This window comes from Pelodictyon clathratiforme, from assembly GCF_982375515.1.
Map to the genome: position 1 here is coordinate 1,820,613 of NZ_OZ455102.1, position 23,752 is coordinate 1,844,364.

Consider the following 23,752-nt stretch of genomic DNA (forward strand, 5'->3'; position numbering starts at 1 on the left):
CTCTTATCCTTTATATTGAATCATCCGTTATCAGCGACCTCACCACGAGAGCGAGCCACGATATTGTGACTGTTGCACGTCAGGCAATAATGCTCGGCTGGTGGCAAGGAAAAGAAATAATTTCTGAATTGTTACCATCTTTGGTAACTTCGCACTATGGCTTATCGAATTGACTATTTTCACCCTCGGATACTGAAAGAGATTGAGGGTTGGCCGGAGTCGATCAAGACTGATTACGCACGCATTGTTGAATTGCTTATGGATTACGGCCATGATTTGCGTATGCCCTGTTCACGGGCAATGGGAAATGGCTTGTTTGAGATTCGGCCCAAGGGAAAGGATGGCATTGGAAGAGCACTCTACTGTTTTCAGACAGGAGAGCTAATCATTATCCCGCACGCATTTATCAAGAAATCGCAAGCGACGCCACGAAAAGAGATGGTGCTCGCGCTTAAAAGAATGAAGGAGGTAATCAATGGATGATCTCAAATACCAGCCTGTGGAGCACAATCACGAAGAATTTCTCCGCAAGGCAATGGTAAATAAAGAATTTAAAGCGGGGTATGAGGCTCTTGGACCGAAGTATGCCCTGATACGGGAACTCCTTGCCGCCCGCCAGCGCTCAGGCATGACGCAAGAAGCTGTTGCTCTGAAAATAGGCACGTCAAAAAGTGCCATCTCCAGACTGGAATCCGGCAGCAAGCATACCCCCTCTGTTGCCACGCTGAGGAAATACGCCGATGCAGTTGGCTGCGAACTGGAAATCAAACTGATCAAAAAAAAGGAACCGCAAAAGATCTGAGTTGCTCCTTAAAGTGCCATTTATTCCATTCTTCCAGGTCGGGCAAGCTGTATAAAGACTTCGTAGATCATCTCCCAGAAGCGGCGCATTGTAACGGGATCGACACCGCCGGTGGGCTCGTCAAGAAAGACGATTTTCGGTTCGTGCAGTATGGCGACAGAAAAAGCGAGCTTCTGTTTCCAGCCGAGGGGAAGCGATGCAAGGCGCACATCGGCAACCGACACCACAGTTTGAGCATTTCAATGATGCTGTTCTGGATGGTCTCAAGCTGTTTTGAGGAAACGGCCCCCTCATCCAGAAGCCTCCGGTAGCGCTCATCATCACGCTTCAGGCCAGAAGCCGAATGCGGGAAAAGACATAATCGAGTGAGTCTTCGTTCAGAACTACCCGCGAAAAACCGGTCGAAGCAAGCTCCATTGGCCTGTTATCCCTGTCGCTGATGAACTTGCGGCCCTGCTTGCCGTTGTACCAGTATACCAGCCTGATTTTGTTTCCTTCGATTTCAAGTGCCGTAATACCCCGTTTTCCAATGGCACAGCCGGAATTAAAAATACTTGGAATGGTGATATTGTTGTACAGACCACTCCGGAGACCAATTTTCTTACCCTGTTTGTAGCTGGCGTCAAGCTCAATTTTCAACGCTGCAATTTTGCGCTCGATAAGCATGCGTTTTGTACTATCCGCCGAAGGGTATGCCCGGCAGAGTTCCTCAATTCTGAAGTTCAGAAAATCCACTTTTGAGAGTGATTCAAACAGGGGGCGGTGGGTGTGACCTATGATGGAGACAATTTTTGCCTGGTTTGAGAACTCGTAAATCGATTTTTCGATGGCAAATCGTCTGGTACTGTTATAGGCAGTGGAAAAATTTCTTATGCCGACAGGTTTGGCGATATAGCGAATAAAAAGGACAATGGCCCGACTGACCATTGGGTAGGTTTCCCATAATAGCACCGACGCCTGGTGGCCATGAAAAAGCAGAAGTGTTTCATTTCCATAATGAAATTTCAGCGATTCAACCATCGATGAAGCGAGGCGATATTCTTTCTCATCAAGCAGTTCAGCATCATGGTTCCCGTAGGTTTTCCAGAAGAAGCCATTCTGCCCAAACTTGAGAAAAAGATCGTAGAAATCACCCCACTCCGATACTATGCTTTCGAGTGAAAACTTGAACAGCTCTTCCACATCACCATTAAGAACAAGACTGTATTTTTCTGGTAAATAATAACTCCCGAGCATGGTTTTAACCAGTTCGGCATTCCGCCTGAACTCATCGCGCCTGCCACCATTGCCCATGTGCAGGTCGCTGAGAATCAGAACTTTCGAGGAGTTATCAAGGCTGACAGAACTTGCTTTTTTAAGCAGATGCTCAAGATGGGGATGCTTCTTATTATGAAGACTCATAGTTCGTACAACCGTTCTTCCCGGTCCAGAGTAGTTGTCATTCCGGCGCAGAGACTCATGACTGATATAGTTAAAAAAAGTTACCCCCGCAAGATTGAACCAGGCAATTCAGGGCTTACAACGCAAACGGCCTTGGGGATGCAGATGGTGAATATAATCTCCCCTTTCGATAGCAATTGAAAAAAAAGAGAAAATTAGCTTTCTTGTGCTCTCTGCAAATCATTGCACTCTGGCTCATCAATCTTTGACTTGACATCTTGATCTCTCCCGAACGATTCCGCAAAATCCGTTACATGCTGCTACATCGCCAGCCTGATCTGACGGTTATCATGGATAACGTCAACAAGGCGCATAACCTGTCGGCAATTATACGCAGTTGTGATGGTGTCGGGATCGACGAAATCCATGCTGTTTCATACCGTAAATCTATCTATGCCAAACAGAATGCTGCTGCTGGTGCAAGCAAGTGGCTGACGCTAACCCTCCATCCTGATATTGCATCGGCTTACAGAAAGGTATCGGCTTGCGGTATGCAAATCCTTGTCGCAACCGGCAAAGAGGGGTCACGGGATTTCAGGGCGATCGATTATACGGTTCCAACGGCTCTTGTAATGGGAGCAGAATGGGATGGTATATCAGAAGAGGCGATTAAGGGGGCAGATCATGCCATTACGGTGCCCATGTTTGGTATGGTGGAATCATTGAATGTTTCTGTAGCAACAGCGGTCATTTTGTTTGAAGCACAGCGACAGCGGGCCGAAAAAGGGATGTATAAACGACAGCAGCTTGAAGAGAATTGCTTTGAACGGATGCTCTTTGAGCACGCCTACCCCCGTCTGAGCCGTGAGTTCAGGGAAAAGGAGTGTGCCTATCCACGACTTGATGCTGATGGCAGGATTTGCTCAAACGAGCAGAAAAATGCCGGGCAGTGAAGAGATCACAAGCCCGGCACGTTCATTCTCAGTACATGACGATGCGGGGCAGTTTTTTTGCCTGACCGATCCACGCTTTGAGCTGATCTATTGAAGGAAGCTGTTGAACCATTTTCTTCTGTTTGTTGACCTCCTGCATTTTCGCATGAAGATTCAACGGATTACGCTGTGCCAGCTCGGGAACCGTATCAACGCCGGAAGCTTCGAGCAATTCAGACCAGGAAAATCCAACCCCCTTAATTCTTGCCAGATCAGCACGGTTGATCAATGTAAGAACATCGTTCTCACCAAGGCCGGTTGCACCCGAAAGCTCCTTTCGACCGTTTCTGTCGCGCCCTCTTTCAAGGAGATTTTCAAAACTCTTCACGCCAGCCTTGACCAGCTTCAAGGCATGTTCTTCTTTTATACCTTCGAGAGATGCAACATCAACGGCCTCTGGTGGCTGCACGGCTGGGGCTGAAACAGCAACAACCGGCTGAACTACCGTGGAGGAGACTTTCAGCATCACCGGCTCAAGTGTTGCAGGAAGCTGGTGAGAGAGTGGCGCCTCAAACAGAGCCATGAGCTCTTCCCTGAAAGGAATCATTTGCGATGCTGAAGTCAAAACAAGCTGCAGGGCAGCGCCAACAGACTCCAGAAGATCTCCCGGGAGTTCCTTTCCGTTCATCTCTCCCCTTGCTATCCTTCCAGCAAGATTTTGAACACCGGGCACAATCTTTGCCGCAACATCCCATCCCATGACGGCGCCATAGGCGAACAGGGCAAGAGGATTGCCAAACAGCATTCTGCGCACCTCTTCAGGGCGGGAGAGCAGCTTCAGGGTACCCTCTTTTTCAATGGTCGCCTGACAGGCAAGACGTCCGCCACTCTGAATCTGTCGCTCAGACAAAAAGGCATTTTCAATCTCCGTAAGCGGAGAGAGACACTCACCCCCTTCCTGTACCGTGACATAGCAGGCCTGGCAAACACCATGCCCACCACATACGTAGCCAACATGGCTGTGATTGAGCCGCGCAACCTTTCCAAGTGTCTGACCGGGCACAGCCTGACAGGAGAGATCATTAATAGTGAGATTCATGATTGTATTGTTAATTAATAGATTAGTTAATAGAGAACAGACGAAATCAATTCACTGGAAAAAGAGTAAGCACAGTATGGTGGCTGGCTCGGTTCTCCCTTCCGGCATCTTCTTCAGGGCTGCAGGAGTTCCCTGTAGCTATAGACAAAAGCAATGGTTCCAATCTTCTCATTCAATCCCATAACCGGAATAACAAAAAGGCTTTTCCCCTCAGGCAGCGCATAAGAAACCGGCACAAGCACACCAAGCCTCATTTGGGGATAATGCCGGGAAAAAGAGCTTCCCTGCAGTTTTCGATCAGTGGATATTTTGATAATGCCTGAGGGATCAACAAGCATGATCAAGCCAAACCCTTTTCTCTGGATCAATTCGTTAAAATACTCTTCGATCTGGCCATAATTGGAGTGCATCAACTCTTTGCGTACCGACCAGGCCAGAGGAAGGGCAAAAAGCTGGATATCCTGACGCTGCATGAGCACAGATCGGCTCTCTGCAAGCTCCGAAAGCTCTTGCAGTTTCCGTTCTCCCTGATAGCGTGTTAAAAAAATCCCTCCGACAAGCAGCACAAGAACAAGCGGTACCACGATCAGAAAAAAACGTTTCCAGAACGAGGGCTTTTGCTGCGGGGTTTCCCCTGAATCATTGCTGCTTTTCATGATGAGATTAATTATAGTGTTGCCGCTCCTGAACGGGTGAGATAAAATGCCTCTTTTTCCTCAATCAGTCTCCGTTCTTCGGCTGACTGATCACCATAACCGATAAGATGAAGCGCTGAATGGAGGGTAACACGAAGAAGTTCTTGCTGAAAATCAACCGAGAATCTGGCAGCATTTTCCTTCACCACATCGAGCGAGATATAAAACTCCCCATCGATTTCAGCTCCTTTGTTGTAACGAAAGGTAATGGTATCAGTTGGATAATCATGACCGAGAAACTCACGGTTAATGCGCTGGATCATTTTGTTGCCGCAGTAGACACCCACAATCGACTCAACCGTAAAACCTTCGTTTTCCAGAACCAGAAGAACCGCTTTTTCAAGCAGTTGCTCCGGAATCTCCTTTTTGGTGGTATTATGGATTTGCAGCATCATCGATCAGTGTTTGTGATGAGTTGATAAGGGCATCAATATGTTTGAGCTCATTTTTCCGTACTCTGAAGGTCAGCTCAACCTCCTCATCAACATGGCGTTTATCGATAACTTCAGTATGTTCGTAGAGCCAGGTGATCAATTTATAATTGGAGACATGCACGCTGATTTTGCGTTCGGAGTAATCACGGGCAACCTGCTGGCCAATCATCTCCTTGAGAAGTGAAAGATTGAGTCCCCGCCTGGCAGAAATAAAAACTGCATCTGGATATTTCTCGCTCATTGTTCGAAGGATCGAGGGATCTTCGAGGGCGTCAATCTTGTTGAAAACATCAATGATGTTGTCGTGCCCGACACCGATCTCCTTGAGGGTATCACGTACAATCTGCATCTGATCCTCAAAACCGGGATGGCTGATATCAATCACATGGAGCAGGAAGTCGGCCTGAAGTACCTCGTCAAGGGTCGATTTGAAACTCTCGACAAGCGTATGCGGAAGTTTGCGGATAAAACCAACCGTATCCGAAAGCAGCACAAGCTTGTTGATGTTCAGTTCAAGACGGCGGGTTTTGGTATCGAGCGTTGCAAAGAGCCTGTTTTCGGCAAAAGCCTCAGCCTCGGGGCAGAGGGCATTCATCAGGGTTGATTTGCCTGCATTGGTATAGCCCACAAGAGAGACTCTCGGCACCGTCTGCCGTCCGCGAGTCTGGGTATCGTGCTGCAGCGATACCTCCCGAAGCTTCTTTTTCAGCAGGGCGATCCGGTTGCGAACCAGACGACGGTCAGTCTCGATCTGGGTTTCACCAGGGCCTTTGTTACCAATTCCTCCCTTCTGTTTCGAGAGGTGAGTCCACTGCCCGGAAAGACGGGGAAGCATGTATTCGAGCTGGGCAAGTTCGACCTGCATCTTTGCCTGGGCCGATTGAGCCCTTATGGCAAAGATCTGCAGGATAAGCCCGGTACGGTCAATAACCTTGCATTCGAGTGACTTTTCAAGGTTTCTTGCTTGGGCGGGGGAAAGATCGTCATCAAAAATGACAAGATCTATCTCCTTCTCCTTGACAAAAAGTACCAATTCCTCAACCTTCCCTTTTCCGATACAGTAGGCTGGGTCGCGCAGTTTTTTGTCCTGTATAAACGATTCCACCGTATCGGCTCCGGCGGTATCGGCAAGAAAAGCAAGCTCGTCGAGATATTCCTCAACAAGGGAACGGGGTATTTCAGGGGGGGAACAGAGTCCGACAAGAACGGCCTTTTCCCTTCTATTTTCAGAAGTAACAGTATTCAACAGGGCAGTAGTAAATTACGTAAGCATTTGAATGATAAAGAGCTGCAACTTGGCATGTTGCTATATTACAACCATTGTTTTATCTTGACAGCTCATTCTTGTAAACGCACCAATACCCTAAAAAGGTACACATTTTTGCTTTCACCCCATACCGCAATCGGGTAAAAAAGCTGTGACGACCAGAACAGGCTAATATAAGTGAGCATGGCAGATGAATCACAACGATAACCCAAACAGTACAGGCACGAAGACCGAAAAGCTGATAACGCTTGAAGATGCCTATAGCTACTGTCGGCAGATTTCACAGCATCATGCAAAAACCTTCTATCTTGCAAGTATGTTTCTGCCAAAAAAACAGCAGAAACCGATTTTCGCCATCTACGCATTGCTGCGCACGGTTGATGACGTTGTCGATATGGCCGAGGTTAAACTGAACAACGGCCTGATTACCAGCGAAGAGATCCAGAGGATACTTGAAGAGTGGAAATCAAAGCTTACAGCGTGCTACGGCGGCAAAACCGGCAATGACCCCATCATGATTGCCTGGCACGATACCCTGAAAAGCTATTCGATCCCGATAGAACTCCCGCTCGACCTGATGGATGGCGTTGCCATGGATATCGAGTTCAAGCCATTCGAGACCTTCGATGACCTCTACGTCTACTGTTACAAAGTTGCCGCCGTCGTCGGGCTGATGACCTCCGAAATATTTGGCTACAGCGACAAACGGGCACTTGAACATGCCATAGAGCTTGGCATTGCCATGCAGTTGACCAACATCCTGCGCGACATTGGCGAAGATGTTGACCGTGGCAGAATCTACCTTCCGCTTGAGGATCTGCGCCGTTTCAACTATTCGAAAGAGGAGATGATGCAGAAAAAAATAAACGACAACTTTCTCAATCTGATGAAGTTTCAGATCGAACGGGCAAGAGGTTACTACCGCTCCTCCGACAAAGGAATCCCCATGCTTGAAAAAGAGAGCCGCTTTGGTGTCGCCATCAGCAGCGTCAACTATGGCAATATTTTAACCGCCATTGAGAAAAACCAGTACGATGTCTTTTCAACAAGGGCCTATCGCTCTTTTTTTCAGAAAATCAGCACCATACCCTACGTCTGGCTGAAAACCCGTTCAGGCTCGTGAACAGCAGCAGCCAAATCTTGCACAAAAAAGTACCCTCAGTGATTCAGAGACAAATGAGCCATTGAGCATCAAATCAGAGTTGACCCTATTTTTTCATTTTACAGAATTCCACAGGCTACCGACCATCATGCATACAGAGAAGGATCCGAACAAGAATACCCCGGAACAGCAAACCCCGATTTCGCTGAACGACCAGATGCAGCGCCGTCTTGAAGAGCGCCAGCAGCTTATGGAGGCAGGAGTCAACCCCTATCCCACCCATTTTGAGGTCACCCACTCCTCCGGTGAGATTATTGCAAATTTCGTAGAGGAGGCCAAAACGCCGGTCTCTGTGGCCGGACGCATCATGACCATCCGCAAGATGGGCAAAGCCTCCTTTTTCCACCTTCAGGACTCCGCAGGCCGCATCCAGATCTACATGAAAAAGGATGAAGTTGGCGACGCCACCTACGACACCTTCAAACTGCTCGACATCGGCGATATCATCGGCATCAAGGGCTTTACCTTCAAAACCAGAACCGGCGAAATCTCCGTCCATGCCGAATCGCTGGAACTGCTCACCAAATCGCTGCGCCCTATACCCGTCGCCAAAGAGAAAGAGGTTGATGGCGAAAAGGTTGTTTTTGACGCCTTCAGCGACAAGGAGCTTCGTTACCGCCAGCGCTATGTTGACCTCATCGTCAATCCGGAGGTCAAAGAGACGTTTATCAAACGGAGCGCCATCGTCTCCTTCATGCGCAACGCTTTTACCGGCAAGGGATGGCTCGAGGTTGAAACGCCGATTCTGCAACCCATCTACGGCGGCGCAGCGGCTCGTCCCTTTACGACGCACCATAATGCGCTCGACATGCAGCTCTACCTGCGCATTGCCAACGAACTCTACCTCAAGCGGCTCATCGTCGGCGGCTTTGACGGCGTCTTTGAGTTTGCCAAGGATTTCCGCAACGAAGGGATCGACCGCTTCCACAACCCTGAGTTCACCCAGGTTGAACTCTACGTTGCCTACAAGGATTACAACTGGATGATGGAAATGGTCGAAGAGCTCTTCAGCCAGACCGCTTTGGCCGTCAACAAGAGCGAAGTGACCACCTTTCTCGGCAACGAAATCAGCCTCAAGCCCCCTTTCCGCCGCCTGAGTATCATCGACGCCATTACCGAATACACCGGCCAGAATATTGCAGGACAATCCGAAGAGCAACTGCGCTACACCGCAAAGGATCTCGGCCTTGAACTCGACCCCAAAATCAGCAGCGGCAAGATCATCGATGAAATTTTCGGCGAATTTGTGGAGCCCAAGCTCATTCAGCCAACCTTCATCATCGACTACCCCACCGAGATGTCGCCCCTTGCCAAGGAGCACCCCTCACAACCCGGCATTGTTGAGCGCTTTGAGCTGATCATCGGCGGTAAAGAGGTCTGCAACTCCTTCTCCGAACTCAACGACCCCGTCATCCAGCGCGAAAGGCTCGAATCGCAGGCAAAACTGCGCCAGCGCGGCGACGAAGAGGCCATGATTGTTGACGAGGATTTCCTCCGCGCCATCGAATACGGCATGCCTCCATGCGCTGGCATCGGCATTGGCATTGACCGCCTCGTCATGATTCTGACCGGGCAGGACTCCATCAGGGAGGTTATTTTCTTCCCGCATTTGAAACCGGAGTAGGCGCATGACACTTGATCTGAGCAGCCTGATAAAAGCGATTGCCTCACTCGAAAAGTCGATCAACAGTTATCAGGTATGCGCCGCAAACAGTACGCTGACCAAAGAGGATATTGAGACCGTCAAGGCCGGAGTGATACAGAACTTTGAAGTTGCCTATGAGCAGTGCTGGAAGTTCATGAAGCGCTGGATTGAGCAAAATGTCAGTGCCGGTGTGGTTGATGGGGTAACTCGCCGTGAGTTGTTCCGGGTCAGTGCCGAGAACCGGCTTCTTGATGATGTAGCATTATGGATGGAGTTTCATCAGTCGAGAAACCTCACCTCTCACACTTATGATTCCAATAATGCCGATCACGCCTTTGGTTCGGCATTACTCTTTATTGGTGCGGCCAAAGAGTTTCTTGCGCGACTGGAGAGCAGGAATGATTGATGTCGCACCGGAGCATCTTGAAATGGTGCTCACTCTTCTGTCTAACTACCTCCCCGATTGTGAAGTGCGGGCTTTTGGCTCCCGCTTCAGCGGAACAGCAAAGCCTTATTCCGATCTTGATTTGGCTGTAATCGGGCAAAACAGGCTCGACTGGCGAATTCTTGCCGAGCTGAAAGAGGCTTTTCAGGAGTCGGAACTCCCCTTCCGGGTCGATCTGCTCGACTGGAATACAATTTCGGATGAATTTCGTGCCGTTATCGAAAAAAGCGGGTATGAAGTGATTTCCGGGAAATCGTCTGGTTTTGGTGCTTGAAACCGGCAGAGGGTGCTTTTTTTGCCGTAATAGTGTACCTTACGGAATGATGCTTTTGTGCGAAAAAAGTGTGCACTGAGAACCAATGAAAAAACGCCTTGATCATGAATACCGCCACGTTTGAAAGCAAATTGCTGCCGGACGGTCATCTCTATTGTCCAAAGGAATTTGGTCAAAAGAAAAATGTCCGGTTCAAGGTGATTGTCATCTTTGATGAGAGAAATGAAACAGAAGCCTCTGAATTCGACACAGAGCTTGCGGCTCTCAACGATAATGCAACGGAGTTTCTTTCCAGAGAAGAACTCAGTTACTATTTGGGTCTGAAGGAGTTATGAAAACCTTTCAATGTGCTCAGATATGGCTGGTAAATTTTGATCCAAGCTTTGGACACGAATACCAGAAAATCCGGCCCGCTCTTATTATTCAGCACGAGGATTATATTGCATCAGGAAATTTACTGACGGTTATTCCGATTTCATCGCAAATAGTCAATCCGTCGGAACTTGATATTCTGATAACAGCAAATTCCCGGAACAGACTCATGAAAAATTCTCTTCTCAAAACGAAACAGATCAGTTCTTTCGACAAAAAACGATTTATCAAACTTATCGGAAGAGCTGACTCAGAGATAATGGCGAAAATGAACAGCCATCTGCAGCGTTTTATTTGTGGGAAATAGCGCATTTTTTTCAGCTCTTCATCAGGTCAGTGCCTGCATATCTTACAGATCATTGAACATCGCGACGATAGGTTCTAAGCTTTTTTTTACAGATTGCCAGTATGCAGCCAAACGGTTAAGCTACCGAGCGGAAAGCTGAAGGCATGCAGTGCCTGTGATAAGCGGTTTTTTGGCTCCAAACGTCTGCCCACCTGCGGTGGGCAGACGAAAACGTTTCCCTGTCTTTGCCGAGAGCCATTTGCAGTACGCTACTGCATCATTCCAGCTCACATGCAACACCGGATGATTCTCTTCGCTCTGAGGCCATACACTGCCCGATACTCCACAACGCCAGTTTACTCCATCCGCTCGTTTCACTTCACCATTGGTGAAAATAACGCTGAAACCAGCTTTATCGGCATCTGTCCGGTACCCCGATGCTCCCCATAATCCTTGCCGTTTCAGTCAGAGCTACGATGATGCGCTGATAGTGGCGAATTTCCCCGAAAGCTGGTCTACAAAACCTTAACCGTTGAAACTCATCCACGCTTTGAAAGAGGCAAAAAACTTGCGATATTCGTTCAGTAACAGTTCACTGCCGAACAGTTATATCGCAGAACTACTTATACTAAATTGGCGTACTGTGTTTCTGGTTCCTGATCCAGAACGCAGAAACGGTTGCTATAAGTTGAAGAACCCAACGCATAGCCCATTTTGGAGAAAAAGATTATGATGAACACTCAAGAACTTAAAACAACCGTATCAAAACTTTCGCCGGATCAACTTTTACAGTTTGCAGAGTGGTTCGAAGAGTTTCTGGCTGACCAGTGGGATAAAAAAATCGAATCCGATATTACAACAGGTCGCCTTGATGCACTTGGGAAACAGGCCGACAATGAATTTCTGGCTGGTCGAGCAAAACCGCTGTGAATCATTTTACCATATCGGAATTTTGGTTCCATTACCAACAACTCCCCAAAGATATCCGTAATTTAGCAGATAAAAATTTTGAGCTGCTTCGAAGTAACCCGTGCCATCCATCGGTACGATTAAAAAAAGTCGGGAATTTTTGGTCAGCACGTATCGGATTACTTTACCGTGCATTAGCAAAAGAAAGAGCTGAGGGTCTTGTATGGTTTTGGATAGGTTCACATCATCATTATGACGAAATAATCGAATCAAAAGAATAACAAACGCTGCCGCAGAATGCGGGTTTGGGTAAACAGGCTCAGCTTGTCGATATGTAAATGTTGTCATTTCTTGTTGCTTTTTGAACACCGAATACAAATTACTCCACACCAACCATATCAATCTCCCGCATAATTCTCTCTGTCTCCGTCAGTGCTTCGATGATGCGCTGGTAATGGCGGACATCCTCAAAGCTGAGCACTCTCCCCTTCCGGTCTTTGAGCCACTTTTGTGCGGGCTGATAACCGCCGATGTAGAACTCCCATACTGCCGATGGGACACCATCGAATCAAATATGTTTTTTTGGGGCGTCAGTTGGGTGCCCGAAGCGAAGATCCTGCATGTTATGAAAAAGGCCGGGTTCAGTATCCGCGTTTGGCCAAGACTCCCCTTTTTTTGGAGGGTATTGAAAGGATAATGCGAGGCGCTGATGCATATCGAATTACCCTGATGTGTGCAGAGAAAGATCCCATTGAGTGTCACAGAGCGCTGCTGGTGTCACGCAAGCTTTTTGAGCTGGGGATTCCAGTCAACCATATTCTGCATGATGGAGCCATTCAGACTCACGAAGAGTTGGAATCTCGCTTGCTTTCGATGTGCAATCTCCCTGATGGGGATATGTTTACGAGCCGTGATGAATTTATTGCACAAGCGTATTCCATTCAAGGAAATCGTGTGGCATATCAGGATGAAGTCATGGCTGAACAGAAAAAAGTTCTCCAATCATGAAGATTTTTACCATCGGCTTTACACAGAAAAGCGCAGAGCAATTTTTCAACCATTTGAAGCAGCCTGGTTTGACAAGAGTTATTGATATTCGGCTTAACAATGTTTCTCAATTAGCCGGATTTACGAAGATGAAAGACTTGCAGTTTTTCCTCCGTGAAATCAATAACCTTGATTACGTTCACCTGCCAGAATTGGCGCCGACCAAAGAGATTCTTGATGGCTACAAGAAAAATGGCGGCGATTGGAAGAGTTATGAAAAGCAATTCTTGTCATTGATGGCGACACGTCGCGTTGAGAATCTTGTCAAAAAAGATCTGATTGATGGCGGCTGCCTTCTCTGCAGCGAGGTCACACCTGAGCACTGCCATCGACGGCTGGTCGCCGAATATTTCCGTGACAAATGGGGCTATGTGGAAATTGTTCATTTGTAGGCACCGGATAAAACGAATCACGCAGAGCTACACAAAAAGTCGCGCAATTTACTCGGCTGGGGTGATGTTCGGTTCTTCAATAACACAAAAAAATTCATGCGGCTACCGTCGATAAAGCATAGACCTTTTTCGCGTAGGTACTGGCCGCTGCAACGTCACCCGACTTGAGTGCTTCTCTTACCCGATCGAGTTTTAAGGCGTCATCAAGGCTGATATACGGTGCCCAGCCATCCTCAGAATCAATGATCTCAATTTCGACTTCTGGCGGCGTAGTTACCTGCATGAACAAACTTTGTATGTTTTCTGGTATTCATTTTTTCCTCCTGGTGAAATTATCGGCCCACTTTTCATGATCTGGACGATAAGCAGTTATAAGCATGGCTGGAGATACGTTACCTCGGATAATTCACGAGATAACTCACGAGCGGTGAATGAACGGCTGGCAGTGTTGTGATAGCAGTTTTTTTGCTTCGAACGCCATTTTTTCCGGATTCTTTTTTTTCAGGCAAAATTGCCGAAGCGAGAGAAGCGTGTTGTCGATGGTGTAATACTATTTGGTAAACAATATTATTTTTGGTAAGGTATTCTTACTCCATTACTATTCTTGATATGAATGCCATGTTAGCCAAACTTACCAGCAAAAATCAGTTGACCTTGCCAAAGTCTATTGTAACCTCAATTCCTAAAACAGATTACTTTGAAGTGGAAGTTGAGAATGGTCGCATCATGCTTACGCCTGTGCGTATGCAGCAGGCAGATGCAGTGCGTGCCAAATTAGATGCTTTGGGTATTAATGACCAGGATGTTCTGGATGCAATAGAGTGGGCAAGAAAAAGTCAGCCGTGAGCTATCGCATAGTGCTTGATACGAACTGCATTATTTTCGCATTGATATTTTCACGCCAGAAAATGTCGTGGTTGCGTCACAACTGGCAGTCCGGGGCTATCATCCCGTTAGTCAGCAAGGAAACGGCCAGCGAACTCTTGAGAGTGTTGGCCTATCCAAAATTCAAGCTCACAAAAACGGAGCAATTGGTACTACTGGCTGATTTTCTGCCTTACGCTGAAACGGTCACTTCGCTTGAGGTACCAGTTGACTTACCTGTAATTCGAGATACAGCAGATCAAATGTTTTTAACGTTAGCCGTATTTGGCAAGGCGGATGCTTTAGTAACTGGTGATAACGACCTGCTTATTATTAAGGATCTCTTTAAAACTCCGCCAATTATGTCGCTCAGTGAATTTGAGCAATGGCAAAAAAGCTGAAATAAAGATTTCGCTGGTTGCGTTCATGCTTTTTTGTTTATTTTTGCTGAAACCGACCGGTAATTATGGGGGGGGAAGGGGCAGATATTCAGTTCCAGAGTTGAAGTTATAATCGGAAAACAGTCCTGTTCCATCGCGTTATCTATCCCCATTATGTGACGAGTGATGATTCAGACGTGTACGTATTTACCGCATCAATGATTTTATGAGCTGCCTGAACCGGCTCCAGACCGGAAATGTCAACCTGCAGGTTTGCTCGTTTATAACTTGTGCCAAAGTAGGTCATGTCACCCTTTACCTCCCGCAGGTACAATTTCTTCTCTTTGAGCGTCAACTCTTTTTCGATCGGGCGGGAGTCGATGTCGTAGAAGCGGAGCCTCTCTACAATATTTTCCGGTTTATCGGTAATCACCACCTTGATTCCGTGGTTCTTCTTCAGTACCTTCAGGTATCCTCCCATCAGGCCACCTGGAGACAATGCGATAACTGACTCCGCGCTTTCCGGACGATTCAGCAAATCTGCAAGAGCTTTTGCAGCCTCTTCACGAAACTCGTACATGTTAAAACAGCTCTGCTGAAGACGTTCAATACTCGTTTTAAAGAAGGCTTCAACTTCCACATCCAGATCAAAAAAATTTAGCCCAAGCAGTTCGGCAATTATTTTGCCAATCGTTGATTTTCCGACACAACCGACACCTGTTAAAAAGATTTGCACTGGCACCTCACAATTTTATTGACACTTTTTTTTACTGTTGAACTCCATAGTACTCCCGATACCAGGCAACAAAACGGCGTATGCCCTCGGGCACGGTGGTTTCAGGTTTGTAGTGGACATCCTGCATAAGCTGATCAACGTCGGCATAGGTGTCAGGCACATCTCCGGGCTGGAGCGGGAGAAACTCTTTTATGGCAGTACGGCCAAGCTGCTCTTCAAGAGCCTTGATATAGTCCATGAGTTCGACCGGATTGCTGTTGCCGATATTGTAGACTCTCCATGGCGCCTTGCTTGTCCCAGGGTCGGGAGTGAGGCCTGACCAGTCGGGATTTGGCACGGCAACATGATCGAGTGTTCTCAGAACTCCTTCGGTAATATCATCAATGAAGGTAAAATCACGGCGATGCTTGCCATAATTGAATACCTGAATGGGCTTGTTGTTCAGGATGGCATTGGTAAAGAGAAAGAGCGCCATATCAGGCCTTCCCCACGGCCCGTAAACGGTAAAAAAGCGCAGCCCGGTTGTTGGCAGATTGTAGAGATGGCTGTAGGTATGCGCCATCAACTCATTGGCCTTTTTGCTGGCGGCATAGAGTGAAAGGGGATGATCGACATTGTCGTGCACCGAAAAAGGCATGGTCTCATTTGAACCGTATATGGAACTGGAAGATGCATAAACCAGATGTTTCACATCGTTGTGGCGGCATCCTTCGAGGATATTGAGGAAGCCCACAATATTGCTTTCAACATAGGAGTGGGGATTCTGGATTGAATAGCGCACACCCGCCTGTGCGGCAAGATTGATCACACCATCGAACTTCCCTTTCCCAAACAGCTCTTCCATGGCAGCACGGTCGGAGATATCAGCTTTTACAAAGGTAAATCCTTCAAATGGCGTAAGCATTGACAGCCGTGCCTCCTTGAGCGTGACATCATAATAATCATTGAGATTATCAACCCCGGTTACCCTCTCTCCACGTTCCAGAAGTCGTTTGCAGACATGAAATCCTATAAATCCGGCTGCGCCGGTCACGAGTATATTCATTGCTCTTGGTCAGTAATGGGTTACAGGCACGATATGAGCTGCCCTGTGAAAATGTGAACTCTTGCGAAAGGCCATAATAAAAACAATTCCCCGACCTGACAAGACGAAAAATCCGGAATTCCACAAGGATGCAGCCTGAAATCGAAGCCTGCATCCTGGAGTGCTCCTTAAAAACCAACAAAACGATAAAATATCTCGTTGAATTTTAAATTTTTTAGGTATATTCTTCGATTAGCCGAAATATTTAAGTCGGCAAGAGCAGCAAAAGTGATTCTCCATCAACAACAAGAATCCAATCCGTATGATTCGCTTCTTTGAGCGCTACGAAGCCGAAACCTCCCAGTTTTTTGACGAGGTTATCTCAAAAGAGGGAAGCCCCCGGCCACATTACGACAAGATGCTTCACCGTTTCAGTCAGTTTTCCGTAGATGATATCAAAGCCCGACGGGAAATTGTCAATATTTTTTTCCGGAATCAGGGTATCACCTTTACCGTCTATGGCGAAAATGAGGGAGTTGAGCGCCTTTTTCCATTTGATCTTATTCCAAGAGTTGTTCCTGCCCACGAATGGCAGACTATTGAGAAGGGGCTTATGCAGCGCATTACAGCGCTCAATGCGTTTCTTCATGATATCTACCATGGCCAGAAAATTCTCAAAGAGAGGATTATTCCTGCCGAACTGATCCTCGGCAGCCAGCATTTCAGAAGGGAATTTATCGGGGTCAATCCACCGCTCGGCATCTACATTCATGTCACCGGCAGCGATATTATCCGCGACGGAAAAGGGAATTACATGGTGCTCGAAGACAACCTGCGCACCCCGAGCGGGGTCTCCTATATGCTGCAAAACCGGCAGGCGATGAAACGCGCCTTCCCGGTTTTGTTCGACAAATACAAGATTCGCCCGATCGAAAATTATCCCCAGGAGCTGCTCCGCACCCTGCAGGAGATCAGCCCGGTATCACGCCGTGAACCAAACGTCGTGTTGCTGACCCCTGGCATCTATAACTCTGCCTACTTTGAACACAGCTTCCTTGCCCGCCAGATGGGCATTGAACTGACCGAAGGAAAAGATCTCGTTGTCAACAACAACAAGGTCTACACCCGAACGACTCGCGGACTTGAGCAGGTTGATGTGATCTATCGCAGGGTTGACGATGCTTATCTTGATCCACTTGTCTTCCGCCCGGACTCGAAACTTGGCGTTGCAGGCCTCGTTAATGCCTATCGTAAAGGCAATGTCACCCTTGCCAACGCAATCGGTTGCGGTGTAGCCGACGACAAGGTGATCTACAGTTTTGTCCCGAAGATCATCAAGTACTATCTCGGAGAGGATCCAATTCTGGAAAATGTTCCAACCTGGCTGGCAAGCAATCCTTCAGATCTGAAATATATTCTGGCAAACCTTGGTTCACTGGTAGTAAAAGCTGCCAATGAATCGGGAGGATACGGGATGCTGATTGGCCCGGAATCAACAATTGAGCAGCAGGAGAATTTTGCGGAAATGATTGTGGCCAATCCACGCAACTATATTGCCCAGCCCACGATTTCTCTTTCGCGACACCCCAGCTTTTTCAATGACACGGAACTTTGGGGATGTCATATTGATCTGCGTCCCTATGTTTTGTACGGTAAAACTGTTACTATAGTCCCCGGAGGTCTGACAAGAGTCGCCCTCAAACGTGGTTCACTGGTGGTCAATTCCTCTCAGGGAGGAGGCAGCAAGGACACCTGGGTTGTCGATGAATAAACACTAATTTCTTATTATCATGTTAAGCCGTGTTGCCGAATCACTTTTCTGGATGAGTCGTTATTTCGAGCGGGCAGAAAACACTGCAAGGTTTCTTGACGTCAATTTTAACCTGCTGCTCGACCTCAATAAAATTACCCACGTTGAGAATCCAAGCTACTGGGTTGCTCTTATCCTTGTTACCAGCGACAAGGAGCGGTTCAACAGCCTCTATGACGAGTACTCCGCCCATACCGTTACCGATTATCTGGTGTTCAATAAAAATAATCCGAACTCCATTACATCCTGTATCGGGCTTGCAAGGGAAAACGCACGAAGCATCATCGAAAGCATCTCAAGCGAGATGTGGGAGCAGGTCAATAACCTCTACCATTATTTACAGAGCGTTACGCCGCAATTTGTGCATAACGATCCCTACGGCTTCTACAAGGAGATCAAGAATGCCTCGCATCTTTTTCAGGGCATAACTGATAACACCTTCTCCCACAACGAAGGGTGGGACTTTATCCAGATTGCCAAGTATCTCGAACGCACCGACAACATTGCCCGGCTTATTGATGTCAAATACCATATGCTGCTTTCCGAAGCGCAAAGCCAGCCTGAACTGGTTGAAGGTTCTGAGGATATCATTCAATGGATGGCCGTGCTCAAAAGCTGCAGCGCGCTTGAAGCATTCCGGAAGGTCTATCTCTCAAAAATCGATCCCGACAACATCCTGCGCTTTCTCATTCTTGATCGCAGCTTCCCGCGCAGCATCAACTTTTCCGTCTGTGCGGCTGAAGATGCCCTGTGGCGTATCTCGGGAAGCTCCCGTCACCGTTACGTCAACAATGCCGACCGATTGATCGGAAAACTGGAGGCAAAGCTGAGCTATACGGCAATTGAAGATATTTTTGCGACTGGACTGCATCGCTATCTGGAAGATCTGGAACAGCGACTGGTGAAAGTTGGAGAACAGGTTCACCTGACCTATTTTGCCTATCACACTCCGGAAATCGAGTCAACTGACATTGAAGAGGCACTTCCTTTTACCGGAATAGCCGGCGGACGACCAAACTGGAGCCAGGCACAGCAGCATCAGCAACAGCAATAACCGGACGTAAACCAAAAGAGCATGATTCTGAAAGTTGAACACTCAACCCTGTTTGAATATGATAATCCAATCTATGAAACGGCGACCGAAGTAAGGCTCCACCCTGATAATAATCCGGCAGCTCCCCAGCGCTGCACCAGCTTTGACCTTCTGGTGGATCCCCCTGCCACTATTTTTGAGTACACCGATTTTTACGGCAACCAGGTCAACCACTTCAACCTGCTCCAGAGCCACAAACGGGTAGAGATCATCGCAACTTCTGTAGTGGAAACCGGCATGGGCCACGCTGATGCTGGCGATAATGAGGATTTTTTTCTGATGGATTTCTCTTGCCAGAGCCGCTATGTCCATTTCGACCAGGCGATAAGAGATTTTTCAACTCTTTTTGCCACCAATACCGACAGTTTTCAGCTTGCCGAATCGATCTGCCGCCATATCAACGATTCATTCATCTATGAACCCGGAGTGACGGATGTCCACAGTACCAGCGCCGTCGTTATGGCCCTCGGGCGGGGAGTTTGCCAGGATTTTGCCCATATCATGCTTGCCGCCTGCCGTTATCTTGGTGTCCCGGCCCGCTACGTCAGCGGGTACCTCTTTGGAGGAAGCACCCCCGATGGGCGGGATGAAGCAAGCCATGCATGGTGTGAAGTATTCTGCGGCAAGGAAAAAGGGTGGATCGGCATGGACCCGACGCATAGCACCCTTTTTGTTGATGAACGCTATATCAAAATTGGTTCAGGCAGAGACTATGACGACGTTCCTCCAGTACGGGGTACCTATAAAGGCAATGCAGAGGAAAAGCTGACGGTCGCCGTAAGGGTAAGCTCCATGGAGTAAGTTGATAGCTGCCGTGGTGTAAAAAACAGTTCCGGAATTCCAGCCGTATCACTACATTACCGCATCGAAGAGGCGAGCAAGAACAGCGCTATCGAAGTGGCATATCAAGTGTTGTTCCTTGTTACAACAAAGCGGCTGAACTTGATCCGGGCGCTGCAGAAATTTATGGGAGCCGGGGAGCGGCAAAACGCAAACTCGGCGACTACTCCGGAACCATTGCTGAGGCAAGTGCGCCAAACCAATGAACTATTCAATGAGTACCGAAAAAAATTCCATACAGCAAAAGCTGCTTTCTGCCATTCAACAATGGTGGATTATTTTATTGATCTCCGGATTGCTGCTGACCATCATTTTCAGCATTCTGCTTCCATGGAACATTGCAACAATCCAGTCTCACCCACGACCAGCACACAACTACAGTGAGGCGCTGCAGCTCATAAAAATCCTTCGCGAACAGGAGTCGCAAGCGATGAATCCGCTCTGCCGGACGCAATTGATGACTCATGGAAAAAAAACGGAACACACAATCATTCTGGTTCATGGCTATACGAGCGACCCACAACAGTTTCAATTGTTAGGAACCCGTTTGTATGCTTTGGGATATAACGTGCTGATTGCTCCCCTCCCGCATCACGGACTGGCTGACCGGATGACTGATGCACATGCCCGTCTGACGGCTGAAGAGCTGACGGCTTATGCCGACCAGAGTGTCGATATTGCCCAGGGGCTCGGTGAAAAGGTAATCATGATGGGGTTTTCTGCCGGAGGAGTAACAACGGCCTGGGCGGCACAACAGCGGAAGGATATCGACCTGGCAGTCATCATCTCACCTGCGTTTGGATTCAAAAAAGTCCCAACACCGTTAACTGCAGCCGCCATGAATGTATACACCCTTTTGCCTGATGCGCTTGAATGGTGGGATCCTGTCCTGAAAGAGAAGGTGCTCCCGGCACACGCCTATCCACGCTATTCCCGTCATGCCCTGTCACAAATCCTCCGTCTGGGCTTTACCGTTCAGGCAGAAGCAAAACACAAGCATCCGGCAGCCAACAAAATACTGGTCGTCTTCAATGCCAATGACGGCATGATCAACAACGAGATGGCCACAAAGATGGTCCGTATCTGGCAGGCACACCACGCAGCTTTGACTACCTATGAATTTGAAAATACCCTGAAACTCGGCCACGACCTCATCGACCCAGCCCAACCCGACCAAAGGACGGACATCGTCTATCCCCGACTCATAAAGTTGATCAACAAATAACAATCTGACACTGTTTTTGCTTGCCTGACAAACTGAAAATAGTCGGACTCTCCTTGGCTAACTATTCATCCAAACATATTATTGAATTTGCAATCCCTGCAGGGCAAGAGGCATTTGACCCAAAAAGAGGGAAAACATCAATGGACGCTTTCCCTCTTTGCACGGTAAAACGCTTATTTGCCGAAGGGTTGCGGCAGCGGTGTTGTATCGGATGATGGCGGAAGTTGCGGAAGCTCAAATTTCGGCTGATCGCCCGTCAAGCTTTTCAGGAATGCAACAATGTTGGCATTTTCCTCTACGGTAAACGTTTTCCCCAACTGGATCTGGCCCATCACCTCAACGGCTTTCGAAAGTGTTGCTGCCCCGGCATCATGGAAATAGGGATAGGTAAGTTCAACATTCCTTAGAGTCGGCACCTTGAATTTGAAGCGGTCAGCATCGTCTTTTGTTACAGCACTGCGACCTGAAGCAGGATTCTTTGTTTTGTAAGGCTCCACCGCGCCCATTTTCTGGAATGAGTTTCCTCCAAGAGCAACACCATTATGACAGGCTGTACATCCACTGCTCTTGAAAAGCTCATATCCCGCAAGTTCTTCTTTTGTGATCGCAGCATCATCGCCCCTGAGCCATTTGTCGAAACGGGCGTTTGGTGTAACCAGTGTCTCTTCAAAAGCGGCGATAGCAGTGGTTACCTTGTCGATATCAATGGTATCGGCCTGGAATACTTTTTTGAACTCATCGACATAGGCCGGGATGGATTGCAAAACCGTAACAGCAAGATCGTGGGTAAATCCCATTTCACCCGGATTGGCGATTGGGCCACCAGCCTGCTCCTTGAGATCCTTGGCCCGCCCATCCCAGAACTGGGCCAGGTTCATACTCGAATTAAGTACTGTCGGTGAATTGATCGGCCCCTGTTTCCATTTGTGACCGATCGAACTTTTCAGATTGTCACTGCCGCCCATGCTGAGATTGTGGCAGGAGTTGCAGGAAATAAAGCCTGATTTTGAAAGCCGGGGATCAAAAAAGAGCTTTTTGCCAAGCTCCACCATAGCCTGATCGGCCACTTTCGGAGCTTCCACAGGAGCAACTGGTTCACCTGTCTTTGGCTGAAGCACTGGCGCTGCGGGGGGAGCAGCAACAGGGGCTGGCGGCGTTGCTGCTTCTGGTTGCGGTTTTTTTGCACAAGAAGAGAGAGTACCTGCCGCCAGAAGAGCGACAACAAGAAAGTGAGTTTTCATTGTCAGGTTCCGTAAAAATTATTCAAGACTGTAAAAAGTGCAGAGTATTTTCCTGTACCGTACTTGTCGAGTGTAAAGATACGGTTTTCCCTTTGAAATTTCAGGTAATATTCAACACCTCAACGCACAGAAAAAGCACACAAACCGCTTACTCTCAATGAAGCGCCTTCGAACGAAGGCACCTTAAGAAGAGGGCATTATTGGCTGCGGAGGAGGTGTGGTTTCGGATGATGGCGGCAACTGCGGAAGCATGAATTGCGGTTGATCGCCAGTCAAACTCTTCAGAAAGGCAACGATGCTGGCAGTTTCCTGCTCTGTATACGTTTTGCCCAACTGAATCTGACCCATAATCTCAACAGCTTTGGAGAGCGTTGCCACCTCACCGTCATGGAAATAGGGATAAGTCAGTTCAACATTCCTCAAGGTTGGTACCTTGAATCTGAAACGATCTACATCTTTTTTGCTTATCTCAAAACAACCTGAAACGGAACAGGTTGTTTTGTATGGCTTCACAGCGCCTGTTTTCTGGAATGAATTCGCGCCAAAAGAGGCGCCATTATGACAAATAGTACACCCGCTGCTCTTGAACAGCCTGTAACCAGCAAGTTCCTGCTTGGTTATTGCCCTGTCATCACCGCGCAGCCATTGATCGAAACGGGAATTCGGTGTAAGAAGCGTCTCTTCAAATGCGGATATAGCCGTTATAACCTGATCAAGAGTAATCTTCCCTGCATGAAATACCTTGCTGAACTCTTCAGCATAGAGAGGAATAGATTGCAGGATCGGAACAGCAAGATCGTGAGTAAATGAGACACCTCCGGGATTGCCCACTACAGCAGCAGGCCGTTTCCCTGGTTTACTCCCCTTCCCGTCAATCGGCCCTTCAACGAAAGCAACCTTACCTCCATAGGCATAATCCCCAATCGATAACACCTGCTTGAGATCTTTTGCCCGCCCATTCCAAAACTGAGCAAAACTCATGCTCGAATTAAGGACTGTAGGAGCGTTAAGCGCACCCTCACGCAAGTTATGTCCAACAGAGGTTTTCAGATTGTCACTGCCGCCCATACTGAGATTGTGACAGGAGTTGCAGGAAATGAATCCTGTTCTGGATAGGCGAGGATCAAAGAAGAGTTTTTTACCAAGCTCCACCATCTCCGGGTTCAGCACTTCAGGCACCTTCAACGGCTTGACCGGTTCACCCATTCTTGGTTTGAACGCCTTATGTGCCAATGGCTCTACAACAGGCAGAACATACTTCCCTGGCTCACCCCGCAGCTCTTCATGCAAAAAGGTAAGAGGGCAAATCACCAGCAAGCTTGCAACAAATGGATAAATTTTCATTATCTGTCGGGTTCCGGAAAAAATCAATGTGCTTCTTCAATACCTGTGCTTCTT

General features: G+C 47.9%; 32 protein-coding genes. 19 read left to right on the forward strand and 13 right to left on the reverse strand.

Features of this window, described 5'->3' with window-relative positions:
- The first annotated feature begins 156 nt into the window (after positions 1–156).
- Entirely contained in the window at positions 157–483 is a 327-nt protein-coding gene (locus AC56AD_RS08685) for a type II toxin-antitoxin system RelE/ParE family toxin (protein ID WP_012508445.1), read from the forward strand.
- A complete protein-coding gene (locus AC56AD_RS08690; protein ID WP_012508446.1) occupies positions 476–802 on the forward strand; it encodes a helix-turn-helix domain-containing protein in 327 nt (108 codons plus the stop codon). Before AC56AD_RS08685 ends, AC56AD_RS08690 begins: the two co-directional genes overlap by 8 nt.
- Positions 803–822: 20 nt before the next feature.
- Here the strand turns inward: AC56AD_RS08690 and AC56AD_RS08695 are convergent, their stop codons facing one another.
- Complete coding sequence (locus AC56AD_RS08695) at positions 823–1,026, reverse strand: ATP-binding cassette domain-containing protein (RefSeq protein WP_041526493.1); 204 nt, start codon at positions 1,024–1,026, stop codon at positions 823–825.
- 103 nt (positions 1,027–1,129) lie between these two features.
- Positions 1,130–2,203, reverse strand: coding sequence for a metallophosphoesterase (locus AC56AD_RS08700; RefSeq protein ID WP_012508448.1), 1,074 nt, complete (start codon positions 2,201–2,203; stop codon positions 1,130–1,132).
- Between the two features lie 257 nt (positions 2,204–2,460).
- On the opposite strand from AC56AD_RS08700, the gene trmH reads away from it, so the two are divergent.
- On the forward strand, positions 2,461–3,135 hold the full coding sequence (trmH, locus tag AC56AD_RS08705; RefSeq protein WP_041526494.1) for a tRNA (guanosine(18)-2'-O)-methyltransferase TrmH: 675 nt from the start codon (positions 2,461–2,463) through the stop codon (positions 3,133–3,135).
- Between the two features lie 28 nt (positions 3,136–3,163).
- On the opposite strand, the gene AC56AD_RS08710 is transcribed toward trmH, so the two are convergent.
- From AC56AD_RS08710 to hflX, 4 genes are all read right to left on the reverse strand, one after another.
- Complete coding sequence (locus AC56AD_RS08710; RefSeq protein ID WP_012508450.1) at positions 3,164–4,213, reverse strand: DUF4332 domain-containing protein; 1,050 nt, start codon at positions 4,211–4,213, stop codon at positions 3,164–3,166.
- Between the two features lie 113 nt (positions 4,214–4,326).
- A complete protein-coding gene (locus AC56AD_RS08715; protein WP_012508451.1) occupies positions 4,327–4,869 on the reverse strand; it encodes a hypothetical protein in 543 nt (180 codons plus the stop codon).
- Positions 4,870–4,880: 11 nt separating this feature from the next.
- Entirely contained in the window at positions 4,881–5,303 is a 423-nt protein-coding gene (gene ybeY, locus AC56AD_RS08720) for an rRNA maturation RNase YbeY (RefSeq protein ID WP_041526495.1), read from the reverse strand.
- The gene (gene hflX / locus AC56AD_RS08725; protein WP_012508453.1) at positions 5,284–6,588 is read right to left on the reverse strand and encodes a GTPase HflX; all 1,305 of its coding nucleotides are present in this window, start codon (positions 6,586–6,588) and stop codon (positions 5,284–5,286) included. The genes ybeY and hflX overlap by 20 nt, the downstream gene beginning before the upstream one ends.
- Before the next feature lie 211 nt (positions 6,589–6,799).
- Between hflX and AC56AD_RS08730 the strand changes: the two genes are divergently transcribed.
- The 6 genes from AC56AD_RS08730 to AC56AD_RS08755 all read left to right on the forward strand — a co-directional run bounded on the left by AC56AD_RS08730 (position 6,800) and on the right by AC56AD_RS08755 (position 10,814).
- The gene (locus AC56AD_RS08730; protein ID WP_012508454.1) at positions 6,800–7,732 is read left to right on the forward strand and encodes a phytoene/squalene synthase family protein; all 933 of its coding nucleotides are present in this window, start codon (positions 6,800–6,802) and stop codon (positions 7,730–7,732) included.
- Positions 7,733–7,859: 127 nt separating this feature from the next.
- The gene (gene lysS, locus AC56AD_RS08735) at positions 7,860–9,395 is read left to right on the forward strand and encodes a lysine--tRNA ligase (protein WP_012508455.1); all 1,536 of its coding nucleotides are present in this window, start codon (positions 7,860–7,862) and stop codon (positions 9,393–9,395) included.
- Between the two features lie 4 nt (positions 9,396–9,399).
- Positions 9,400–9,822 carry a nucleotidyltransferase substrate binding protein gene (locus tag AC56AD_RS08740; protein ID WP_012508456.1) on the forward strand — a complete coding sequence of 141 codons (423 nt, stop codon included), beginning with the start codon at positions 9,400–9,402 and terminating at the stop codon, positions 9,820–9,822.
- On the forward strand, positions 9,815–10,135 hold the full coding sequence (locus tag AC56AD_RS08745; protein ID WP_012508457.1) for a nucleotidyltransferase family protein: 321 nt from the start codon (positions 9,815–9,817) through the stop codon (positions 10,133–10,135). The genes AC56AD_RS08740 and AC56AD_RS08745 overlap by 8 nt, the downstream gene beginning before the upstream one ends.
- A 104-nt stretch (positions 10,136–10,239) precedes the next feature.
- On the forward strand, positions 10,240–10,470 hold the full coding sequence (locus AC56AD_RS08750) for a hypothetical protein (protein WP_012508458.1): 231 nt from the start codon (positions 10,240–10,242) through the stop codon (positions 10,468–10,470).
- Positions 10,467–10,814, forward strand: coding sequence for a type II toxin-antitoxin system PemK/MazF family toxin (locus AC56AD_RS08755; protein ID WP_012508459.1), 348 nt, complete (start codon positions 10,467–10,469; stop codon positions 10,812–10,814). The genes AC56AD_RS08750 and AC56AD_RS08755 overlap by 4 nt, the downstream gene beginning before the upstream one ends.
- Positions 10,815–10,934: 120 nt before the next feature.
- Here the strand turns inward: AC56AD_RS08755 and AC56AD_RS08760 are convergent, their stop codons facing one another.
- Positions 10,935–11,171: a formylglycine-generating enzyme family protein gene (locus AC56AD_RS08760; RefSeq protein WP_397232405.1), complete on the reverse strand. Its 237-nt coding sequence runs from the start codon at positions 11,169–11,171 to the stop codon at positions 10,935–10,937.
- A gap of 351 nt (positions 11,172–11,522) precedes the next feature.
- Between AC56AD_RS08760 and AC56AD_RS08765 the strand changes: the two genes are divergently transcribed.
- Positions 11,523–11,723 carry a hypothetical protein gene (locus AC56AD_RS08765; protein WP_012508460.1) on the forward strand — a complete coding sequence of 67 codons (201 nt, stop codon included), beginning with the start codon at positions 11,523–11,525 and terminating at the stop codon, positions 11,721–11,723.
- The gene (locus tag AC56AD_RS08770) at positions 11,720–11,983 is read left to right on the forward strand and encodes a type II toxin-antitoxin system RelE family toxin (protein WP_012508461.1); all 264 of its coding nucleotides are present in this window, start codon (positions 11,720–11,722) and stop codon (positions 11,981–11,983) included. The genes AC56AD_RS08765 and AC56AD_RS08770 overlap by 4 nt, the downstream gene beginning before the upstream one ends.
- Positions 11,984–12,081: 98 nt before the next feature.
- On the opposite strand, the gene AC56AD_RS08775 is transcribed toward AC56AD_RS08770, so the two are convergent.
- Positions 12,082–12,234 (reverse strand): hypothetical protein, encoded by a 153-nt coding sequence (locus AC56AD_RS08775; RefSeq protein WP_223294033.1) that lies wholly within the window; start codon positions 12,232–12,234, stop codon positions 12,082–12,084.
- 20 nt (positions 12,235–12,254) lie between these two features.
- On the opposite strand from AC56AD_RS08775, the gene AC56AD_RS08780 reads away from it, so the two are divergent.
- Both AC56AD_RS08780 and AC56AD_RS08785 read left to right on the forward strand, forming a co-directional pair.
- Entirely contained in the window at positions 12,255–12,710 is a 456-nt protein-coding gene (locus AC56AD_RS08780) for a DUF488 domain-containing protein (protein ID WP_012508462.1), read from the forward strand.
- Positions 12,707–13,141, forward strand: a complete 435-nt coding sequence (locus AC56AD_RS08785; protein ID WP_012508463.1) for a DUF488 domain-containing protein — start codon at positions 12,707–12,709, stop codon at positions 13,139–13,141. The genes AC56AD_RS08780 and AC56AD_RS08785 overlap by 4 nt, the downstream gene beginning before the upstream one ends.
- Before the next feature lie 94 nt (positions 13,142–13,235).
- Here the strand turns inward: AC56AD_RS08785 and AC56AD_RS08790 are convergent, their stop codons facing one another.
- The gene (locus AC56AD_RS08790) at positions 13,236–13,424 is read right to left on the reverse strand and encodes a hypothetical protein (protein ID WP_012508464.1); all 189 of its coding nucleotides are present in this window, start codon (positions 13,422–13,424) and stop codon (positions 13,236–13,238) included.
- Positions 13,425–13,759: 335 nt separating this feature from the next.
- Between AC56AD_RS08790 and AC56AD_RS08795 the strand changes: the two genes are divergently transcribed.
- The gene (locus AC56AD_RS08795) at positions 13,760–13,987 is read left to right on the forward strand and encodes an AbrB/MazE/SpoVT family DNA-binding domain-containing protein (RefSeq protein WP_041526796.1); all 228 of its coding nucleotides are present in this window, start codon (positions 13,760–13,762) and stop codon (positions 13,985–13,987) included.
- Positions 13,984–14,406 (forward strand): putative toxin-antitoxin system toxin component, PIN family, encoded by a 423-nt coding sequence (locus AC56AD_RS08800; RefSeq protein ID WP_049759918.1) that lies wholly within the window; start codon positions 13,984–13,986, stop codon positions 14,404–14,406. The genes AC56AD_RS08795 and AC56AD_RS08800 overlap by 4 nt, the downstream gene beginning before the upstream one ends.
- Positions 14,407–14,557: 151 nt before the next feature.
- Here AC56AD_RS08800 and AC56AD_RS08805 read toward each other — a convergent pair whose 3' ends face one another.
- Both AC56AD_RS08805 and AC56AD_RS08810 read right to left on the reverse strand, forming a co-directional pair.
- Positions 14,558–15,121, reverse strand: coding sequence for a shikimate kinase (locus AC56AD_RS08805; RefSeq protein WP_012508467.1), 564 nt, complete (start codon positions 15,119–15,121; stop codon positions 14,558–14,560).
- Between the two features lie 31 nt (positions 15,122–15,152).
- The gene (locus AC56AD_RS08810; protein ID WP_012508468.1) at positions 15,153–16,166 is read right to left on the reverse strand and encodes an NAD-dependent epimerase; all 1,014 of its coding nucleotides are present in this window, start codon (positions 16,164–16,166) and stop codon (positions 15,153–15,155) included.
- 301 nt (positions 16,167–16,467) lie between these two features.
- On the opposite strand from AC56AD_RS08810, the gene AC56AD_RS08815 reads away from it, so the two are divergent.
- The 4 genes from AC56AD_RS08815 (at position 16,468) to AC56AD_RS08830 (ending at position 21,113) form a co-directional block, all read left to right on the forward strand.
- Positions 16,468–17,916 (forward strand): circularly permuted type 2 ATP-grasp protein, encoded by a 1,449-nt coding sequence (locus tag AC56AD_RS08815; protein WP_012508469.1) that lies wholly within the window; start codon positions 16,468–16,470, stop codon positions 17,914–17,916.
- A 19-nt stretch (positions 17,917–17,935) separates the two neighbouring features.
- Positions 17,936–19,009, forward strand: a complete 1,074-nt coding sequence (locus tag AC56AD_RS08820; RefSeq protein ID WP_012508470.1) for an alpha-E domain-containing protein — start codon at positions 17,936–17,938, stop codon at positions 19,007–19,009.
- A gap of 21 nt (positions 19,010–19,030) precedes the next feature.
- A complete protein-coding gene (locus tag AC56AD_RS08825; protein WP_012508471.1) occupies positions 19,031–19,849 on the forward strand; it encodes a transglutaminase family protein in 819 nt (272 codons plus the stop codon).
- Positions 19,850–20,102: 253 nt separating this feature from the next.
- On the forward strand, positions 20,103–21,113 hold the full coding sequence (locus AC56AD_RS08830; RefSeq protein ID WP_041526797.1) for an alpha/beta hydrolase: 1,011 nt from the start codon (positions 20,103–20,105) through the stop codon (positions 21,111–21,113).
- A 173-nt stretch (positions 21,114–21,286) separates the two neighbouring features.
- On the opposite strand, the gene AC56AD_RS08835 is transcribed toward AC56AD_RS08830, so the two are convergent.
- Both AC56AD_RS08835 and AC56AD_RS08840 read right to left on the reverse strand, forming a co-directional pair.
- Positions 21,287–22,354, reverse strand: coding sequence for a cytochrome-c peroxidase (locus AC56AD_RS08835; RefSeq protein WP_012508473.1), 1,068 nt, complete (start codon positions 22,352–22,354; stop codon positions 21,287–21,289).
- A gap of 183 nt (positions 22,355–22,537) precedes the next feature.
- On the reverse strand, positions 22,538–23,698 hold the full coding sequence (locus tag AC56AD_RS08840; protein ID WP_012508474.1) for a cytochrome-c peroxidase: 1,161 nt from the start codon (positions 23,696–23,698) through the stop codon (positions 22,538–22,540).
- Between the last annotated feature and the right edge of the window lie 54 nt (positions 23,699–23,752).